The organism is Streptomyces sp. SS1-1, assembly GCF_008973465.1.
In the GTDB taxonomy this organism is placed as follows: Bacteria; Actinomycetota; Actinomycetes; order Streptomycetales; family Streptomycetaceae; genus Streptomyces.
Genome location: NZ_WBXN01000004.1, coordinates 3,497,456 through 3,514,695 on the forward strand (window position 1 = coordinate 3,497,456; position 17,240 = coordinate 3,514,695).

Below are 17,240 nucleotides of genomic sequence, written 5' to 3' on the forward strand. Positions count from 1 at the left end.
TGCCGCCCGGGCGCACTACGCTGCGCCCATGAGCATGCTGACTCCCCCCGGCATGGGTGGCCAGTACCGGATCAAGGGGGACAAGTACCCACGGATGCGGCGACGCCGGGCGCGCGGCAGGCTCGTCCTGCTCGGCGCGGCCTCGCTCGCCGGCCTCGGCCTGGCCGGCTGGGGCACGCTCCAGCTCGTCGACGTCTTCACGGGCGGCGGCGGCAAGGCCTCCGCGGCCGGGGCCAGGAGCGACTGCGCGACGAAGGCGACGGCCTCGCCGTCCGCCACGCCCGAACCGCCGAAGCCTGGGGCCATCACCGTCAACGTCCTCAACGCCACCACCCGCGGGGGGCTGGCGAAGAAGACCGCCGACGAGCTGAAGAAGCGCGGCTTCAAGATCGGTGACGTGGGCAACGCGAGCAAGGAGTACGACAAGAAGGTCAAGGGCACCGGGCTGCTGCTCGGCCCGGCCTCCTCGCTGAACACCTCGCTGCCGGTCCTCGCGACCCAGCTGACCGCCGCCGAGCGCCGCACCGACGCCGCCCGCAAGGGCACCGCCGTCGACCTGATCATCGGCGACGAGTTCAGGGAGCTGACGAAGAAGGCGGACGCCGACAAGGCCCTGGCCGCGGTGGCCGAGCCCCAGCCGTCGCCCGCCTCGTCGAAGAAGGGGTGCTGAGGGGCGCGCGGGGCGTGTTCCGCCCCTGAGCGCCTACTCGGCGGCGCCGTACAGGCGGTCGCCCGCGTCGCCCAGGCCGGGCACGATGTACCCGTTCTCGTTGAGGTGATCGTCCACGGCGGCCGTCACGACGGTCACCGGGGTGCCCGCCAGCTCGCGCTCCATCAGCTCCACGCCCTCGGGCGCGGCGAGGAGCACCACGGCGGTCACGTCGTCGGCGCCGCGCTTGATCAGCTCCTGGATCGCGGCGACCAGGGTGCCGCCGGTGGCCAGCATCGGGTCGAGGACGTACACCTGACGGCCGGAGAGGTCCTCGGGCATCCGCGACGCGTAGGTGGACGCCTGAAGCGTCTCCTCGTTGCGGATCATGCCCAGGAAGCCCACCTCGGCCGTCGGCAGCAGCCGGACCATGCCGTCCAGCATGCCGAGTCCGGCCCGCAGGATCGGCACCACGAGCGGGCGCGGGTGGGAGAGCTTCACACCGGTGGTCTCGGTGACGGGGGTCGAGATGTCGACCGCTTCGGTCCGCACGTCCCGCGTGGCCTCGTAGGCGAGCAGGGTGACCAGTTCGTCGGCGAGCCGCCGGAAGGTCGCGGAGTCGGTGCGCCGGTCGCGCAGCGTGGTGAGCTTGTGGGCGACCAGGGGGTGGTCGACGACGTGGAGACGCATGTCCACAACAGTAACCGGGCCCGGTATGACCGGCGCCCCCGCACACGGCAAGCCCCCGGTCCGCGGTTCACCCTCGCGCCTGCATCAAACCGCCCGTCGGAGGGAAAGTGGGAGGGACGTGACCTGGGGGTGGTGAACCGATGCCGAACGCCGAATCGCCGGCGGACCCCGCGGGGGACGCGCCGGACACGAGCGACGCCGCCCGCCGCCGGCGGCGCGCCCAGTTCCTGCGGGAACTCGCCGAGGCCCGCGCGCTGCGCGACCGGGTCCAGCCGCGCCGGGCGAAGGCGGCCCGGCTGCGCCACGCCATGCGTATGCGCACGTTCCGCTGGTAGCGCGGCGCCGCCACCACCGGCCGCGCCGGGCGCCGTTGGGGCCGGGGCGTGCCGGAACACCCGGAAAAGCCGCGTACGATCCGCAGGTGGCGGCAACGAGTGCGCTGGTGAGTCCTTCGCGGACGCGCTCGCGGACCCCCTCGGGCCACGGCGATCAAAACAGCCGGACACAGGGAGCCGAAGACGTCCCCTGGACGCCTTGTTTCTGCCACGATTCCGAGTGGGTGGGGCTCGGACCCCCGAGCCGTCCCGCCCGTAACCTCCGCCGGGGGGACCCCCAACCGGCACGCCTCAGACCAGTGGGAGAGTCACGGTGTACTTCGCCGCACTGCTCGCGCGCACCGAAGACGGGTGGGAAGCGAGCGACACAGAGCTCGACGATGTGGAGACCCTGTCGGATCTGGCCGATCTGGCCCGTGAGGCCTCGCCCGAGGACGACACGGTGCTGGTCCTCATCGAGCAGGAGGACGCCTGGTTCGGCGTCGTCCGCATCGACGGCGAGGACGACCCTCGCATCTACGTGTCGGACGCCGCCGCGGCCGCCCGCAGCAGCTACGGCGAGATCCTCCTCACCGACGAACTGCTCGGCAGGGAGCCCGGCGACGACGGCGCCGACCTGGACTCCCTCGACCTCGACGGCACGGAGGAGCCCGACGGCGACTCCGACGACGAGGAGGGCGGGAGCGGTGACGCGGTCCCGCACAGCCCGGTCGGCGACAGCGAGATCCTCGACGACCTGGGCGTCGGCGAGAAGGAGCTGAAGTCCCTGGACGCCGAGGACGCCCTCGGCGCGATCGCCGAGGCGCTGGGTGCCTCGGAGGTCCTGGAGACCGTCCGCTGACCTCGCCCGACCCCGTACGCGACCGCTGGCGGGCGGCGATGCGGCTCGCCCTGGAGGAGGCCGAGGAGGCCGTCCGGGGCGGGGACGTCCCCGTCGGCGCCGTCGTGCTGTCCGCCGACGGGACCCGGGTGCTCGGCGCCGGGCACAACGAGCGGGAGGCGACCGGGGATCCGACCGCGCACGCCGAGGTGCTGGCCATCCGCCGGGCCGCCGCCGAGCTCGGCGAGTGGCGGCTGACCGGGTGCACGCTGGTGGTCACCCTGGAGCCGTGCACGATGTGCGCGGGCGCCCTCGTGCAGTCCCGGGTGGACCGGGTCGTCTACGGCGCCCGGGACGACAAGGCCGGCGCGGCGGGCTCCCTGTGGGACGTCGTCCGCGACCGGCGCCTGAACCACCGGCCCGAGGTGATCGAGGGCGTCCTCGCCGAGGAGTGCGCGCACCTGCTCACGGAGTTCTTCCGGGACCGGTGAGCCCCGGCCGCTTATCGATTTCTGAGCACGGCCCGCCGTGCTGTAAGGTCTCCCTCGGTAGCGTGTCCGAGCGGCCGAAGGAGCTCGCCTCGAAAGCGAGTGTGGCGCAAGTCACCGAGGGTTCAAATCCCTCCGCTACCGCTCTGGAAGGGCCTCGTCTCACGACGGGGCCCTTCGTGCTGTTGATCTCCGTGGAGGCGTGGCCGCTACACTCACCGCCGGAAACACGGGGCCGTTGTCGGCTCTTTCGACGCACTGGGCACAGCAGCCACGGCAGACACAGCAGCCACAGGGGAGGCCGCGATGGCGGTGAATGGCAAGAAGATCGCCGTCTACCTGGTCGTGGTCTTCGCGCTCTATGTGATCATCACCGATCCGGCGAAGGCCGCCGACTACGTCCAGGTCGGGTTCGAGGGCATCTCGGACGCCGCCCAGGCCGTCGGGGAGTTCATGACCTGGATCGCCAACGGAGGAGACTCATGATCCGCCACCTCGTCCTGTTCAAGCTCGACGAGGGCGTCGAGCGCGACGACCCCCGGGTGGTGGAGGGCGTCGAGGCCTTCCGCGCGCTGGAGGGCAAGATCGAGGAGATCCGGTACTGGGAGCTGGGCTGGAACCTCAGCGACCGCCCCATCGCCTACGACTTCGCCATCAACTCGGCCTTCGAGGACGCGGACGCCCTGCGCACCTATGTCGACCACCCCGAGCACCAGGCGGGCGTCGCGCTGTGGCGCGAGTTCAGCAGCTGGGTGATCGCCGACTACGAATTCTGAGGCGCCGCGCCCCCGGGCGCCCCGTCGCTTCCCGAGCCCTCCGCCCTCCGGCGGGGGGCTTTCGCGTGTCCGTAGCGGCGCCGGGTCCTCAACACGGGATTATGCGGTACTTGAACACAATGAACTGTCTTGTGATGCTATGACCGCTTTTGACGGATGAGTTGATGGATCACGAGGTGGAGTTGACCGTGCCGGCCAGTACTGCGCCTCAAGCCCCGACGCAGGAGGAAACACCCGCGTCCCCGCCGCGCAGCCGTGGCGCCGACACCCGGGCACTCACCCAGGTCCTCTTCGGGGAGCTGAAGGAACTCCAGCCGGGCACGCCGGAGCACAACCGCGTGCGCGCGGCGCTCATCGAGGCGAACCTCCCGCTCGTGCGCTATGCGGCCGCCCGCTTCCGCTCCCGCAACGAGCCGATGGAGGACGTGATCCAGGTCGGCACCATCGGCCTCATCAACGCCATCGACCGCTTCGACCCGGACCGGGGCGTGCAGTTCCCGACCTTCGCCATGCCGACGGTGGTCGGCGAGATCAAGCGGTACTTCCGCGACAACGTGCGCACGGTCCACGTGCCGCGCCGGCTGCACGAGCTGTGGGTCCAGGTCAACAGCGCGACCGAGGACCTCACGACCGCCTTCGGGCGCACCCCCACCACCTCCGAGATCGCCGAGCGGCTGCGCATCACCGAGGACGAGGTCCTGTCCTGCATCGAGGCCGGTCGGTCGTACCACGCGACCTCACTGGAGGCCGCCCAGGAGGGCGACGGGCTGCCCGGGCTCCTGGACCGGCTCGGCTACGAGGACCCCGCCCTGGACGGCGTGGAGCACCGGGACCTGGTCCGCCACCTCCTCGTGCAACTGCCCGAGCGGGAACAGAGAATCCTGCTGCTGCGCTACTACAGCAATCTCACCCAGTCGCAGATCAGTGCGGAACTCGGGGTTTCCCAGATGCACGTGTCGAGGCTACTCGCGCGTAGCTTCCAGCGGCTCCGCTCGGCGAATCGCATCGACGCATAACCGCATACGCGAGCGAGCCATAACCTGCGAGAGCGAATCGCTCACCAGGGCGGATGCCGACAGTTGAGAGCCGAAACACCGTCAGACCCCCTGTAAGCAGGGCCGATTCGGATCTCACATGTCGACATGTCACTACAGCGTGTTGCCGACATGTGACATTCTTCGGCTAGCGCGTTTGCCGCGGCTTCGGCTCCGGTATTCAGGTGAAGGCTGGCGTTCCTCGTTCGGAGCGTTCGCCACGACCGTCCCGCGACCCAGAGGGGGTGGCATGTCCGCAGACCAGGGCAGCTCGAAGGTGCTCACGCTCATGAAGAGCGAGTCGCCCGACGCCGCGCTCGACGTTTCGGCTCTCGAGGCCGTTCCGGCCCCGGCTCTTCCGGCATCCGACATCACAGCCGTCCCGGCTTCGGCGGACATCGACACCCGCACCCTGTCCCGCTCCCTGTTCCTGCGGCTCGCCGCGCTGGACGAGAACAGCCCCGAGCGCGCGTACGTCCGGGACACCCTGATCGAGCTCAATCTCCCGCTCGTGCGCTACGCGGCGGCCCGCTTCCGCTCGCGCAACGAGCCGATGGAGGACATCGTCCAGGTCGGCACCATCGGCCTGATCAAGGCGATCGACCGCTTCGACTGCGAGCGGGGCGTGGAGTTCCCGACCTTCGCGATGCCGACGGTCGTGGGCGAGATCAAGCGGTTCTTCCGCGACACGTCCTGGTCGGTGCGTGTCCCGCGCCGCCTCCAGGAGCTGCGCCTGGCGCTGACCAAGGCCAGCGACGAGCTGTCCCAGAAGCTGGACCGCTCGCCGACCGTCGCCGAACTCGCCACCGTGCTGGGCGTGTCCGAGGAGGACGTCGTCGACGGCCTCGCGGTGGGCAACGCCTACACCGCCTCCTCGCTGGACTCTCCGGCCCCGGAGGACGACGGCGGCGAGGGCTCGCTGGCCGACCGCCTCGGCTACGAGGACACGGCGCTGGAGGGCGTCGAGTACCGGGAGTCGCTGAAGCCGCTGCTGGCCAAGCTGCCGCCCCGTGAGCGCCGCATCATCATGCTGCGCTTCTTCGCCAACATGACCCAGTCGCAGATCGGCGAGGAGGTCGGCATCTCCCAGATGCACGTCTCCCGGCTGCTGACCCGGACCCTGGCCCAGCTGCGCGAGGGCCTGATCTCCGACTGACGCCTCATGCCGGACGGGCGCCGGCCTTCACGGCCTGACGCTCCGCCTGATGTGGACGACCTCGACACCCGGCCGTCGGTGCGCCCTGAGGGCGCGTCGGCGGCCGTCGTCGTGCTGGGCGCCGTCCCGGCCTCGTGCGGTGGCGGTCCGGACGGTGGAGGGTTCGTGGCGCCGGGACCTGCGGGCGGCCCGCCCCAGGCCCCGGCGGCGGGTCCGACCGGCACGGTGACGCCCCGCGCCCCCTCCGCGAACGCACCGGCGTCCTCGGCGTCCGCCTCGCCGCGTGCGGCTGGTCGTGGGCGAGCCGGTGCGCGCGCCCGGAGACCGGTGCTGGTGCGAGAAGGTGACGCTCACCCTCCACAACGAGGGCGGCGAGGCCGTGCGCGCGGGCAGCGTCACCTTCGGCAGCCGTGTCATCGGGGAGCTCGGCTTACACGCCGAGACGCCGGACGTCCCGGTACGACCGCCGTGCCCCGCCGGGTTACTTCAGTGCGAGCCAGGCCACCGCGGCGACGATCACCACGGCGGCGATCACGCCGACGATCAGGCCGATGCGGGGGCCGGAGGAGGCCGCCTGCTGCCGTCCGCCGCTCTGCGGGCCCTCGTCGACGAAGGCGCGGAACATCTGGGTGCTGCCTGCGGGGTCGTGGTGGCCCTGGGGGCCCTGGGTGTTAGCCATGGCCCGAGACCCTAGCGAATGTGCGGTGGAGGCCCAAGTGGGGGACGCCGCTCCGCACACAGGTCCACACACCCCACTCCACCTGCACATTTACGGTCGCAATACTTGCCTTTGCCAACTTTTTGCGGCGGCACCCCCGGATTTGTTTGCCTGTAGCAACCAAGCACTGCCTATAGTTGCCCTGAGCAACAAACACGGGAGGTGTGATGGCCGAAACGGCACAGTACGAGGAGCTGGTCCGCCAGTTCAGTGCCTTCGGCGCCGTGAAGCGGGAGATGGGACGCACCCTGCCGTCCGACTGCCCCTCCGGTTCCGCCGCCGTCCTCACGTTGCTGGTCCGCCACGGAGAGATGCGCATGAGCAAGCTCGCCGAGCTGCTCGCCGTGGACATGTCGGTCACGAGCCGGCATGTCGCCCACGTGGCCGAGCGCGGCTGGATCGAGCGCTCCCCCGACCCCGCGGACAAGCGAAGCCGCATCGTGCGTCTCACCCCGAGCGGCGAGGAACGGGTGCGGGAGATGTCCCACCGGACCACGCGGCTGCTCGAGGAGCGCCTGAGCGACTGGTCCGACGACGACGTCGCCGCGCTCATCCGGCTCATGGCCCGGCTGCGGGCCAGCTTCGACGACTGCCGTACACCCGCGATCACCCAGTAGGAGAAGGAAGTTCATGGCAACGACCACACCAGCCGGTGTGCGGGCCCACGCCAGGCATTCGGGAGCCCCCGACGGCGCTCCGATGTCCCACCGGCAGATCATGGAGGCCCTGACCGGGCTGCTGCTCGGCATGTTCGTCGCGATCCTGTCGTCGACGATCGTCTCCAATGCCCTGCCCGACATCATCAAGGACCTCGGCGGCGGTCAGAGCGCCTACACCTGGGTGGTGACCGCGTCGCTGCTGGCGATGACCGCGTCCACACCGCTGTGGGGCAAGCTCGCCGACCTCTTCTCCAAGAAGCTGCTGATACAGCTGGCCCTCGTGGTCTTCGTGGCCGGCTCCGCGCTGGCCGGTCTGTCGCAGAACCCGGGCATGCTGATCACCTTCCGCGTGGTCCAGGGCATCGGCATGGGCGGTCTGTCCTCGCTGGCCCAGATCATCCTCGCGGCGATGATCTCGCCGCGTGAGCGCGGCCGGTACAACGGCTACCTCGGCGCCACGTTCGCCACCGCCATGGTCGGCGGCCCGCTGATCGGCGGCGTCATCACCGACACCGACTGGCTCGGCTGGCGCTGGTGCTTCTACGTCGGCGTGCCGTTCGCCGTCGTCGCCCTGATCGTGCTGCAGCGCACGCTGCACCTGCCCGTCGTGAAGCGGAAGGTCAAGGTCGACTGGGCCGGCGCCTTCTTCATCACCGCCGCGGTCTGCCTGCTGCTCGTCTGGGTGACCTTCGCCGGTGACAAGTACGACTGGCTGTCCTGGCAGACCGGCGCGATGACCGGCGGCGCGCTCGCGCTGCTGCTGATCTTCGTGTTCGTCGAGTCCAGGGCGAGCGAGCCGATCGTCCCGCTGCGGCTGTTCCGCAACCGCACCATCACCCTCGCGTCGCTGGCCTCGCTGTTCGTCGGCATCGCGATGTTCGCGGGCACGATCTTCTTCAGCCAGTACTTCCAGCTGGCCCGGGGCGAGTCGCCGACCATGTCCGGCGTCCTGACCATCCCGATGATCCTCGGTCTGTTCGTCTCCTCGACGGTCTCCGGCCAGGTCATCACCCGCACCGGCCGCTGGAAGGCCTGGCTGCTGGGTGGCGGTGTGCTGGTCACGGCGGGCCTCGGCCTGCTCGGCACCATCCGCTACGACACGGCGTACTGGCACGTCGCGATCTTCATGGCGCTGCTCGGTCTCGGCGTCGGCATGATGATGCAGAACCTGGTCCTCGCCACGCAGAACCAGGTCGACCCGAGCGACCTGGGCGCCGCGAGCTCCGTCGTGAACTTCTTCCGGTCCCTCGGCGGTGCCATGGGCGTCTCGGCGCTCGGCGCGGTCCTCAGCCACCGGATCACCCACTACGTCCAGGACGGCCTGGCCGAGCTCGGCGTGCGGGGCTCCTCCTCCGGTCACGGTGAGATCCCCGACCTGGACTCCCTGCCCGCGCCGGTCCGCACGGTCGTCGAGGGCGCGTACGGCCACGGGGTCGCCGACGTCTTCCTGTACGCGGCGCCGATCGCCCTGCTCGCCCTCCTGTTCGCCGTGTTCATCAAGGAGGTCCCCCTGAAGACCAAGGGAGCCCTGGCCCAGGCCGCCGAGGACGAGAACCCGGCCCCGGCCGAGACCCCGGCCGTCGCCGCCGCCGAGGCCGCCGAGGCCGCCCCGGAGCGGTCCGAGAGCGCGGTCGCGTCGGCCGAGACCGCCCCCGGCACCGCCCAGGCCCTCGCGGCCGTGGCCACCGTGGCCGACGCCGAGGCCACCGGGGGCGCCGCCTCCCGTGGGGTCCCGGTGCGCGGCTTCGTCCGGGGTGCAGAGAGCGCGCCGGTCCCGCAGGCCGCCGTCACGCTGATCTCGCTGGCCGGACGACAGCTGGGCCGCTCGGTCGCGCAGGCCGACGGCGCCTACGCGGTGGACGCGCCGGGCGCGGGCTCGTACGTCCTGATCGCCTCCGCCGACGGCTTCCAGCCGCAGGCCTCCACGATCGTCGTCGACGGCGACGAGCCGGTGGCCTACGACATCCTGCTCAGCGGCACCAGCGGCCTGAGCGGTGTCGTGCGCGCCGCGCAGGGCGCCGAGCCGGTCGCCGGCGCCATGGTCATCGTGACCGATGTGCGCGGGGACCTGCTGGCCACCGCCGCCACCGGTGAGCAGGGCGAGTTCAGCCTCGCCGAGCTGGTGCCCGGCGCCGTGACCGTCGCGGTCAACGCCGACGGCTACCGGCCGCGCGCCCTGCCCGTCGAGGTCGCCGGCACCGGGGTCACCCGGATCGAGGTCGAGCTGGAGGCCGGCGCCCAGGTCCAGGGCGTCGTCCGGGCGCCGCACGGCCCGCTGGCCGACGCCCGCGTGACGCTGGTCGACGCGGCCGGCAACGTCGTCGGCACGGCGACCACCGGGACGGACGGGGCGTACGCCTTCACCGACCTGGACGGCGGCGAGTACACGGTCATCGCGACGGGCTACCCGCCGGTCGCGACGGCGCTGACGGTCACCGGCCGCGGCACCGACGGCCACGACATCGAACTCGCCCACCCCGGCGAGTGACCCGGCCCGGCCCGTGGTGGCGAGCGCGCTCCGAGCGGAGGCGTGCCGCCGCCACGGGCCGGTTCTGTTCGAAGACTTCCGAGGAGTACGTGAGATGGGACTGACCGCGAGGGTCCGCACGCGGGACGGATGGGCCGTGCCGCACGCGGTCGTCACGGTGACGGACATGACCGGGGCGCAGGTGCTGCGGCTGGAGGCCGACCCGGAGGGCGCGGTCCGCGACGCGAACCCGCTGCCGCCGGGGGCGTACACCGTGATCGTCACCGCCGTCGGCTACGCGCCGGCCGCCGCGAGCGCGCTGGTGACCGCGAGCGGGCGGGCCGAGGTCGGCACGGTCACGCTGGCCCGCCAGGGCGGCACGGAACTGCCGACGCCCGGCCCGTGGACCGTCGACCCGGCGCACTCCACGGTCGCCGCGGTCGCCCAGCACCTGGGGATCTCCAGCGTGCACGGCCGGTTCACGCGGTTCTCCGCCGCCGTCGAGATCGCGCCGGACGACGTCACCAAGTCCCGGGTGGAGGCGGTGATCGAGGCCGCGTCCATCGACACCGGCAACGCCATGCGCGACGGGCACCTGCGGTCGCCGGACTTCCTGGACGTGGAGCGGCACCCGGAGATCGTCTACCGCTCGACGGGCGTCACGGCGGCCGGCGGCACCGACCGCTGGACCGTGCACGGCGAGCTGGGGATGCGGGGGGTCGTCCGTCCCGTGGACCTGGACCTCGCCTACCTCGGCACCGGCGCCGACCCGTGGGGCGGCACCCGCGCCGCGTTCCGGGCGACGGCCGAACTGCGCCGGGACGACTTCGCCATGAACTACAACCAGGTCGTCCAGGCGGGCATCGCCGCGATCGGTACGACGCTGAAGGTGGAGCTCGACATCCAGGCCGTGCAGGGCGGGACACTCCCGGAAGCCTGAGCACAGCAGGGTCAGGCTGACACGGCCGGGAGCGCCCTAGGCTCGTCCCATGGCACCGAACATCGCGACCAACACCCGCGTCTCGCTCGAAGAGCTGCTCGATTTCGTACGGCCCCGGCACCGGGCCCTGCTGCTGACCCGCCGGTCCGACGGCGGCCCGCAGGCCAGTCCGCTGACCTGCGGGGTCGACGACTCGGGCCGGATCGTGGTCTCCACGTACCCGGAGCGGGCCAAGACGCGCAACGCCAAGCGGGACCCGCGGGTGAGTGTGGTCGTGCTCAGCGACGACTGGAACGGGCCCTGGGTGCAGATCGACGGGACCGCGGAGGTCGTGGACGCGCCGGACTCCGTGGAACCGCTCGTCGAGTACTACCGGAACATCGCCGGGGAGCACCCGGACTGGGACGAGTACCGGGCGGCGATGGTGAAGCAGGGCAAGTCGATCATCCGGGTCACTCCCGAGCGCTGGGGCCCGGTGGCGACGGGCGGCTTCCCGGCGCGGCTCGTCGAGGGCGACTGAGCCGTCCTACGAGGGTGCCGGGCGGGCCCTGTCGGCCATCGCCTCGATGCCGGCCACCAGCAGGTCGAGGGCGAAGCCGAAGTCCCGCTCCCACATCTCCTCGACCGTGTCGCCGCCCCGGGCCTCCATGAGTTCGGCGGAGTCCTGGACGACGTCGGCGGCCTCGGCGGAGCCGGTCACCGAGCTCATCGCGTGCCGGAAGTAGGCGTCCGGGCTCATGCCGAACGCCGCGCTGCGGGCGATGAAGTGCCCCTCGACCGTGCCGAAGCCGTACACGAACTGGAAGACGGCGGAGATCGCCGCCACCAGGCCGTGCGGGGGCAGGCCGGTGCGGCGGACGATGCGCCGGATCCGCCGGGAGAACGCGAGGCTGTTGGGGCCGATGTTGACGTAGGTGCCGATCAGCGGGGACAGCCACGGGTGGCGCACCAGCAGCCCCCGGTAGGCGCGGGCCAGCGCGCGCAGCTCGTCGCGCCAGTCCTCGCCGCCGTCGGTTCCCGTCACGTCGTCCGGCAGGCCGAGTTCGCCGAGGGCGGCGTCCAGGGCGAGTTCGAGCAGGTCGTCCTTGGTGTCGACGTACCAGTACACGGGCATCGCGGTGACGTTCAGCTCGGCCGCGAGCCGGCGCATCGAGAACTTGGCCAGCCCCTCGGCGTCCAGCAGCCGTACGGTCGCCTCGGTGATCCGGTCCCGGTCGAGGCCGGAGGGCTGGCCCCCGCCGCCACGGCCGCCCCGGCGGGGCTTGTCCTCCAGCCAGACACTGGTCCGCGGGGACTGCCGGGCTGCCCTGGCCATGGCGCACCTTCCTCCGACTCCGTCATCGGCCGCTCGGAATGCCGTCAGCTCTTGTCTGCCCCCTCCGCGTGCGGCGACGCCCCGGTGACCGGAGGCGCTCAGGTTCGCGAGGCGGACGGCTCACCCGGGTCCGGGAAGGCACAGGCCCGCAGGAGCAGCAGGCGCAGGGCGGTCGCCCCGAGGTCGGCGGTGACCAGGACGGCGAGTTCGGTGGAGTGCGCGGGCCGGCCGCCGGCCGCGTCGAGTGCGGCGAGGGAGCCGCTGGTGAGGGTGAGCGCGATGCCGAACACGAGCAGGCCCTGCGCCTGGCGCCGGTCGGCGGCGGTGGTGGCGAGCACGGAGACCAGCAGGGCGAGCGCGTTGGCGCTCTGGAACCCCGCGAAGCCGCGGAAGGCGCTGTAGAGCAGCAGGTGGAGGACGGTGGACAGGACGCCGAGCGCGCAGAAGCCGACGAGCCGGCGGAGCAGGGGCCGCGGCACGTCCTCGGCCTCGCGGTCGCGCGGGTCGTCGCCGAAGGGGCGGGTGGGCCGGTCCAGCGGCGGGGAACCCGCCGCCGGCGCACGGCCCACCCGCCCTACGCCCTTGAGGTCGTCGGTCGCCGTCCGCGCGGTACGGAGGCCGGAGCCGGGGTCGTCGACCCGGTCGACCGGCACCTCGTGGATCCGCAGGCCCGCGCGCTCGGCGAGCACCAGCATCTCCGTGTCGAAGCACCACGCGGTGTCCTCGATCAGCGGCAGCAGCGCCTGGGCCACGTCACGGCGTATCGCCTTGAACCCGCGCCGGGCGCCGCGCACCACGCGTGAGCCGTGGCTGAGCCGGGAGCCGAGCGCGAGGTCGGAGTGGCCGGAGATCAGCGGGGCGACCAGCGGCAGCAGCGCGTCGAGGTCCGTGGACAGGTCCACGTCCAGATGGGCGAGGACGAGGGCGTCCGAGGCGGACCAGACGGTCCGCAGCGCGCGGCCGCGTCCCCTCCGCTCCAGCCTTACGGCTACGACCTCGGGGAACTCGGCAGCCAGCCGGCGCGAGACCCGCGGGGTGGCGTCGGTCGACGCGTGGTCCGCGATGGTGATGCGGAAGGCGTACGGGAAGGTGCGCGCGAGGTGGTCGCGCAGTCTCCGTACGCGGGGCTGGAGGTCCTTCTCCTCGTTGTGGACGGGGATCACCACGTCCAGGACAGGGGTGCCGGCGTCCGCGGCCGGGAGGTGCTCCCGCGCCGGCGCGGTGCCGGGGGAAGAGTCGGTTCGCATGGGACCCGACTGTCGTCAACTCCCCTGTTCCGGCGGTGTGGTGGGACTGTCCCGCACCTGTGAGCACGGGCGTCCCGGCCGGGGGAGCGGCAGGGTCAGGGCCGGATGTTCTCCAGGTCCTCCAGGAGGCTCGGGTGCTTCGGCCGCCAGCCGAGGACGTCGCGGGTGTGGGCGCTGGACGCGGGCTGGTCGGCGGCGAAGATCGGGCCGAACGGGCCGAAGGTCTCCTCCGGCACCGACTTCACGGGCAGGCCGAGCCGCCGTCCGACGACCTCGGCGATGTCCCGTACGGCGTCCCCCTCGTCGGCCACGGCGTGCCAGGCGGTCCCGGCCGGCGCCGATTCGAGGACCAGGCGGAACAGCGCGGCCGCGTCCGCCGCGTGCACGGCCGGCCAGCGCTGGGTGCCGTCGCCCGGGTAGCCGGCGACGCCGGTGCGGCGCGCGGCCTCGGTCAGCAGGCCGGCGAACCCGCCCTGCCCGTCGGCGTGGACCGTGCGCGGCATCCGGACGGCCATGCTCCGCAGCCCCCGGTCGGCCGAGCCCAGAAGTTCCGTGACCTTGCGGCCCCGCTCGCCGACCGGGCCGTCGGTGGACACCGGGTCGGCCTCGGTGGCGGCGCGTCCCGGGATCCACGGGGTCCCCGAGACGACGACGAGCGGGCGGTCGGTCCCCGTGAGCTCCTCCGCCAGCGTGGTCAGCGCGGCGCTCTCCTCGCGGATGGAGTGCGCGAGGGCCTCCGGGGTGCCGTAGTCGCGTCCGAAGGCCAGGTTGACGACCCCGTCGCCGGCCGCGGCGCCGGAGCGCAGGACGTCGAGGTCCGCGATCTCCCCGCGCAGCACGTCGGCGCCGGCGTCCCGGAGGGTCCGTTCGGAGGCGTCCGAGCGGGCCAGGGCGAGGACGGTGTGGCCGTGGGCGAGCAGTTCGGTGACGACGGCGGAGCCGATGGTGCCGGTGCCGCCCGTGATGAACACGTGCATGGGTTCTCCTCGAAGTGATGGGACTCTTGTCCCATCACCGACCATACACCGCGATGGGACAAGAGTCCCATCACTTAGACTTGGCCGCATGGCTAGATGGCAACCGGGAGCGGCCCAGCGACTCGTCGTCGCGGCGGTCGACCTGTTCACCGAGCAGGGGTACGACGCCACGACCGTGGCGCAGATCGCCGAGCGCGCCGGCGTCACCAAGAGCACGTTCTTCCGCTACTTCTCCGACAAGCGGGAACTGCTCGTGGCCGGTCAGGAGACGCTCAGCCGGCTGCTCGCGGAGGGGGTCGCCGAGGCGCCCGCCGACGCCACTCCGCTACGGGCGGTGGCGGCCGGACTGGAACGCGCGTCGAGCGCGATGGGCCCGGCGAACCGCGAACTGGGTCCCCGGCTGAAGGCGGCCGTCGCGGCCAGCACCGAACTCCAGGAGCGCGACGCCCTGAAGAGCGTCGGTCTCGCCGCCGCCATGACGACGGCGCTCGTCGCCCGCGGAGTGCCGGAGGCGACCGCGCACCTCGCGGCGGAGATGGGTGTCCTCGCGTTCAAGCAGGGGTATGCCCGCTGGTCGGAGGGCGACCGGGACGACGAGGCGTTCGCGCCCTACGCGCTCGCGGCCTTGGAGGAGCTGCGCGCGGCCACCGCGTCCCTGGGCTGAGCGAGGCCGTTCCAGGCGAGGCCGTTCCAGGCGGTCGCGTTCTCTGCGGGCTGCGCGGGCAGGCGCACGGTGAACACGGTCCGCCCGGGCACGCTGTCGACGCTCACCGAGCCGCCGTGCGCGCTGACCACGGCCTGCACGATCGCCAGGCCCAGCCCGGTGGAGCCGGTGGCGCGGGAGCGCGCGGAGTCGCCGCGCGCGAACCGCTCGAAGACCCGGGGGAGCAGGTCCGCCGGGATGCCCGGCCCGTCGTCCACGACGTCCACGCACACCCACGCGCCCCGTCGCTGGACACGGGCGGTGATCGTGGTGCCCGGCGGGGTGTGGGTGCCCGCGTTGGCGAGCAGGTTGACCAGGACCTGCTGCACACGGGCCGCGTCCGCCGGGACGACGGCGGGCTCGTCGGGCAGGTCGAGGCGCCAGGTGTGGTCCGTGCCGGCCGCGCGGGCGTCGCTGATGGTGTCCACGACGAGGGGGACCAGATCGGTCCGCTCGATCTGCAGGGGGCGTCCGGCGTCCAGCCGGGCGAGCAGCAGCAGATCCTCCACGAGCAGGGTCATCCGGGCGGCCTCGGACTCGATACGGCTGAGCGCGTGCCGGGTGTCGGGGCCGATCTCCTCGCGTCCGCGCCGGGTGAGCTCGGCGTAGCCGCGGATCGCGGTGAGCGGGGTGCGCAGCTCGTGGCTGGCGTCCGCGACGAACTGCCGTACCCGCGTCTCGCTCTGCTGGCGGGAGTGCAGGGCGCCGTGGACGTGGTCCAGCATCCGGTTGAGGGCCGCGCCGACCCGGCCGACCTCGGTGTGCGGGTCGGTCTCGGGCTCGGGGACGCGCTCGCTGAGGTTGACCTCGCCGGTGTGCAGGGGGAGTTCGGAGACCCGGGTGGCCGTGTCGGCGACCCGGCGCAGGGGGCGGGTCGCCACGCCGACGATGGCGGTGCCGGCGAGTCCGGCGGCCACGAGGGCGGCGGCGGTGACGATCGCCTCGATGAGGACGAGGGTCCGCAGGGTGCCCGTGACCGTCGCGGTCGGCAGGGCCACGTAGTAGCCGCCGTCGAGACGGTGGACGTGCAGGGCCCGGTACTCGCCGAGGCCGGGCAGCCTCACGGTGTGGGGGCTTCCGTCGTCGGGGACGCCGGAGAGCGCGTCCTTCACGGCGTCGCCCAGTTCGATGGCCCGGCCCTCGAAGCCCGTGGACTCGTCCGGCTGCCGCTCGGCCATGACGGCCCGGGTGACCCGGGGGCCGGTTCCGGACTCGGCGGCGACGGTGCCCGTCTGCACGGGCCCCTTGGTGACGAAGCCCTCGATCCGTTCGTCGCTCGCCGGGGGATCCCCGCCCTCCGGCTTGAACGGCACGGACAGCCGTTTGCCCGCGTCCTCGACCTGCCCGTTCAGCTGGTCGTCCAGATGCTCGCGCAGGGCGAGCGTGGTGACCGTGCCGATCACCGCGCACACCACGGCGATCAGCGTCACACAGGCGACGACGAGCCGGGAGCGCAGCGTGCGCGGCTGGCCCGCCCGCCGCGTCCACAGCCGTCGCCGCCCGGTCACGACACGGCCGGCTTGATCAGGTACCCGGCACCGCGCCGCGTGTGGATCATCGGCTCCCGTCCTGCGTCGATCTTCCGGCGCAGGTAGGAGATGTAGAGCTCGACGACGTTGGCCTGGCCGCCGAAGTCGTACGACCACACGCGGTCGAGGATCTGCGCCTTGCTGAGCACGCGGCGCGGGTTGCGCATCAGGAAGCGCAGCAGCTCGAACTCGGTCGCGGTCAGGTGGATGCTGTCCCCCGCCCGGGTGACCTCGTGGCTGTCCTCGTCGAGGGTGAGGTCGCCGACGACCAGCACCGACTCGGCCCGCCGGTCTGCCGCGCCGGAGCGCCGGATGAGTCCCCGCAGCCGGGCGACGACCTCCTCCAGACTGAACGGCTTGGTGACGTAGTCGTCCCCGCCCGCCGTGAGCCCGGCGATCCGGTCCTCGACGGCGTCCTTCGCGGTCAGGAAGAGCACCGGCACGTCCGGCAGTTCCCGGCGCAGCCGTCCGAGGACGGTCAGCCCGTCCATGTCCGGCAGCATCATGTCGAGGACGACGGCGTCGGGCCGGAACTCGCGCGCGGCCTGCAGGGCACCCGCGCCGTCCCCGGCGCTGCGGATCTGCCAGCCCTCGTAGCGCAGGGCCATGGAGAGCAGTTCGGTGATCGACTGCTCGTCGTCCACCACCAGCACGCGGACGGGGCTCCCGTCCGACCTCAGCAGTTCGGAACGCCCCTGGGGCGAGGTCGTGGTCATGGGGCACACCCTGTCGACGGC

At 72.5% G+C, this 17,240-nt stretch carries 19 protein-coding genes, 1 tRNA gene and 1 pseudogene; 14 read left to right on the plus strand and 7 right to left on the minus strand.

Going from position 1 to position 17,240, the window contains the following annotated elements; genetic code table 11:
• Positions 1–28: 28 nt before the first annotated feature.
• Positions 29–670: a LytR C-terminal domain-containing protein gene (locus F8R89_RS17205; RefSeq protein WP_225994416.1), complete on the plus strand. Its 642-nt coding sequence runs from the start codon at positions 29–31 to the stop codon at positions 668–670.
• 33 nt (positions 671–703) lie between these two features.
• On the opposite strand, the gene upp is transcribed toward F8R89_RS17205, so the two are convergent.
• Positions 704–1,339, minus strand: coding sequence for a uracil phosphoribosyltransferase (upp, locus tag F8R89_RS17210; protein WP_151784808.1), 636 nt, complete (start codon positions 1,337–1,339; stop codon positions 704–706).
• A gap of 140 nt (positions 1,340–1,479) precedes the next feature.
• Between upp and F8R89_RS17215 the strand changes: the two genes are divergently transcribed.
• From F8R89_RS17215 to F8R89_RS17250, 8 genes are all read left to right on the plus strand, one after another.
• Entirely contained in the window at positions 1,480–1,674 is a 195-nt protein-coding gene (locus F8R89_RS17215; protein ID WP_151784809.1) for a hypothetical protein, read from the plus strand.
• Positions 1,675–1,987: 313 nt separating this feature from the next.
• Positions 1,988–2,515: a hypothetical protein gene (locus tag F8R89_RS17220; protein ID WP_151784810.1), complete on the plus strand. Its 528-nt coding sequence runs from the start codon at positions 1,988–1,990 to the stop codon at positions 2,513–2,515.
• A 38-nt stretch (positions 2,516–2,553) separates the two neighbouring features.
• Positions 2,554–2,985 carry a tRNA adenosine(34) deaminase TadA gene (gene tadA / locus F8R89_RS17225; RefSeq protein WP_225994417.1) on the plus strand — a complete coding sequence of 144 codons (432 nt, stop codon included), beginning with the start codon at positions 2,554–2,556 and terminating at the stop codon, positions 2,983–2,985.
• A 56-nt stretch (positions 2,986–3,041) separates the two neighbouring features.
• Positions 3,042–3,126 (plus strand) — tRNA-Ser (locus tag F8R89_RS17230).
• Positions 3,127–3,288: 162 nt separating this feature from the next.
• Complete coding sequence (locus tag F8R89_RS17235; protein ID WP_055625257.1) at positions 3,289–3,468, plus strand: hypothetical protein; 180 nt, start codon at positions 3,289–3,291, stop codon at positions 3,466–3,468.
• Positions 3,465–3,758 (plus strand): Dabb family protein, encoded by a 294-nt coding sequence (locus F8R89_RS17240; protein WP_151784812.1) that lies wholly within the window; start codon positions 3,465–3,467, stop codon positions 3,756–3,758. Before F8R89_RS17235 ends, F8R89_RS17240 begins: the two co-directional genes overlap by 4 nt.
• Before the next feature lie 164 nt (positions 3,759–3,922).
• Positions 3,923–4,774 (plus strand): RNA polymerase sigma factor SigF, encoded by an 852-nt coding sequence (locus F8R89_RS17245; RefSeq protein ID WP_179199572.1) that lies wholly within the window; start codon positions 3,923–3,925, stop codon positions 4,772–4,774.
• 268 nt (positions 4,775–5,042) lie between these two features.
• Entirely contained in the window at positions 5,043–5,948 is a 906-nt protein-coding gene (locus tag F8R89_RS17250) for an RNA polymerase sigma factor SigF (protein ID WP_151784813.1), read from the plus strand.
• Between the two features lie 481 nt (positions 5,949–6,429).
• On the opposite strand, the gene F8R89_RS17255 is transcribed toward F8R89_RS17250, so the two are convergent.
• Entirely contained in the window at positions 6,430–6,627 is a 198-nt protein-coding gene (locus F8R89_RS17255) for a hypothetical protein (RefSeq protein WP_192806151.1), read from the minus strand.
• 206 nt (positions 6,628–6,833) lie between these two features.
• On the opposite strand from F8R89_RS17255, the gene F8R89_RS17260 reads away from it, so the two are divergent.
• The 4 genes from F8R89_RS17260 to F8R89_RS17275 all read left to right on the plus strand — a co-directional run bounded on the left by F8R89_RS17260 (position 6,834) and on the right by F8R89_RS17275 (position 11,252).
• Positions 6,834–7,283, plus strand: a complete 450-nt coding sequence (locus F8R89_RS17260) for a MarR family winged helix-turn-helix transcriptional regulator (protein ID WP_151784815.1) — start codon at positions 6,834–6,836, stop codon at positions 7,281–7,283.
• 13 nt (positions 7,284–7,296) lie between these two features.
• A complete protein-coding gene (locus F8R89_RS17265; protein ID WP_151784816.1) occupies positions 7,297–9,813 on the plus strand; it encodes an MFS transporter in 2,517 nt (838 codons plus the stop codon).
• A gap of 94 nt (positions 9,814–9,907) precedes the next feature.
• Positions 9,908–10,732 carry a YceI family protein gene (locus F8R89_RS17270; RefSeq protein WP_151784817.1) on the plus strand — a complete coding sequence of 275 codons (825 nt, stop codon included), beginning with the start codon at positions 9,908–9,910 and terminating at the stop codon, positions 10,730–10,732.
• A gap of 49 nt (positions 10,733–10,781) precedes the next feature.
• The gene (locus tag F8R89_RS17275; RefSeq protein WP_151784818.1) at positions 10,782–11,252 is read left to right on the plus strand and encodes a PPOX class F420-dependent oxidoreductase; all 471 of its coding nucleotides are present in this window, start codon (positions 10,782–10,784) and stop codon (positions 11,250–11,252) included.
• A gap of 6 nt (positions 11,253–11,258) precedes the next feature.
• Here the strand turns inward: F8R89_RS17275 and F8R89_RS17280 are convergent, their stop codons facing one another.
• The 3 genes and pseudogenes from F8R89_RS17280 to F8R89_RS17290 form a co-directional block, all read right to left on the minus strand.
• Positions 11,259–12,047, minus strand: coding sequence for a TetR/AcrR family transcriptional regulator (locus F8R89_RS17280; RefSeq protein WP_151784819.1), 789 nt, complete (start codon positions 12,045–12,047; stop codon positions 11,259–11,261).
• A gap of 116 nt (positions 12,048–12,163) precedes the next feature.
• Positions 12,164–13,294 (minus strand): annotated as a pseudogene (locus F8R89_RS17285) (glycosyltransferase); the annotation flags it as partial.
• A 95-nt stretch (positions 13,295–13,389) separates the two neighbouring features.
• A complete protein-coding gene (locus F8R89_RS17290; protein ID WP_151784821.1) occupies positions 13,390–14,271 on the minus strand; it encodes an SDR family oxidoreductase in 882 nt (293 codons plus the stop codon).
• An 88-nt stretch (positions 14,272–14,359) separates the two neighbouring features.
• Between F8R89_RS17290 and F8R89_RS17295 the strand changes: the two genes are divergently transcribed.
• Positions 14,360–14,935 (plus strand): TetR/AcrR family transcriptional regulator, encoded by a 576-nt coding sequence (locus F8R89_RS17295; protein WP_151784822.1) that lies wholly within the window; start codon positions 14,360–14,362, stop codon positions 14,933–14,935.
• On the opposite strand, the gene F8R89_RS17300 is transcribed toward F8R89_RS17295, so the two are convergent.
• On the minus strand, positions 14,881–16,482 hold the full coding sequence (locus tag F8R89_RS17300) for a sensor histidine kinase (RefSeq protein WP_192806152.1): 1,602 nt from the start codon (positions 16,480–16,482) through the stop codon (positions 14,881–14,883). The genes F8R89_RS17295 and F8R89_RS17300 overlap by 55 nt on opposite strands.
• The gene (locus F8R89_RS17305) at positions 16,479–17,219 is read right to left on the minus strand and encodes a response regulator transcription factor (RefSeq protein ID WP_192806153.1); all 741 of its coding nucleotides are present in this window, start codon (positions 17,217–17,219) and stop codon (positions 16,479–16,481) included. Before F8R89_RS17305 ends, F8R89_RS17300 begins: the two co-directional genes overlap by 4 nt.
• Positions 17,220–17,240: the final 21 nt, after the last annotated feature.

Bases quoted from the DNA above. Each gene is read 5' to 3' on its own strand.
- tadA (WP_225994417.1), top strand. From the start codon at position 2,554: ATGCGGCTCGCCCTGGAGGAGGCCGAGGAGGCCGTCCGGGGCGGGGAC.
- F8R89_RS17265 (WP_151784816.1), top strand. From the start codon at position 7,297: ATGGCAACGACCACACCAGCCGGTGTGCGGGCCCACGCCAGGCATTCG.
- F8R89_RS17240 (WP_151784812.1), top strand. From the start codon at position 3,465: ATGATCCGCCACCTCGTCCTGTTCAAGCTCGACGAGGGCGTCGAGCGC.
- F8R89_RS17245 (WP_179199572.1), top strand. From the start codon at position 3,923: ATGGATCACGAGGTGGAGTTGACCGTGCCGGCCAGTACTGCGCCTCAA.
- F8R89_RS17235 (WP_055625257.1), top strand. From the start codon at position 3,289: ATGGCGGTGAATGGCAAGAAGATCGCCGTCTACCTGGTCGTGGTCTTC.
- F8R89_RS17305 (WP_192806153.1), bottom strand. From the start codon at position 17,219: ATGACCACGACCTCGCCCCAGGGGCGTTCCGAACTGCTGAGGTCGGAC.
- F8R89_RS17275 (WP_151784818.1), top strand. From the start codon at position 10,782: ATGGCACCGAACATCGCGACCAACACCCGCGTCTCGCTCGAAGAGCTG.
- F8R89_RS17270 (WP_151784817.1), top strand. From the start codon at position 9,908: ATGGGACTGACCGCGAGGGTCCGCACGCGGGACGGATGGGCCGTGCCG.
- upp (WP_151784808.1), bottom strand. From the start codon at position 1,339: ATGCGTCTCCACGTCGTCGACCACCCCCTGGTCGCCCACAAGCTCACC.
- F8R89_RS17280 (WP_151784819.1), bottom strand. From the start codon at position 12,047: ATGGCCAGGGCAGCCCGGCAGTCCCCGCGGACCAGTGTCTGGCTGGAG.
- F8R89_RS17255 (WP_192806151.1), bottom strand. From the start codon at position 6,627: ATGGCTAACACCCAGGGCCCCCAGGGCCACCACGACCCCGCAGGCAGC.
- F8R89_RS17215 (WP_151784809.1), top strand. From the start codon at position 1,480: ATGCCGAACGCCGAATCGCCGGCGGACCCCGCGGGGGACGCGCCGGAC.
- F8R89_RS17295 (WP_151784822.1), top strand. From the start codon at position 14,360: ATGGCTAGATGGCAACCGGGAGCGGCCCAGCGACTCGTCGTCGCGGCG.
- F8R89_RS17290 (WP_151784821.1), bottom strand. From the start codon at position 14,271: ATGCACGTGTTCATCACGGGCGGCACCGGCACCATCGGCTCCGCCGTC.
- F8R89_RS17260 (WP_151784815.1), top strand. From the start codon at position 6,834: ATGGCCGAAACGGCACAGTACGAGGAGCTGGTCCGCCAGTTCAGTGCC.
- F8R89_RS17205 (WP_225994416.1), top strand. From the start codon at position 29: ATGAGCATGCTGACTCCCCCCGGCATGGGTGGCCAGTACCGGATCAAG.
- F8R89_RS17250 (WP_151784813.1), top strand. From the start codon at position 5,043: ATGTCCGCAGACCAGGGCAGCTCGAAGGTGCTCACGCTCATGAAGAGC.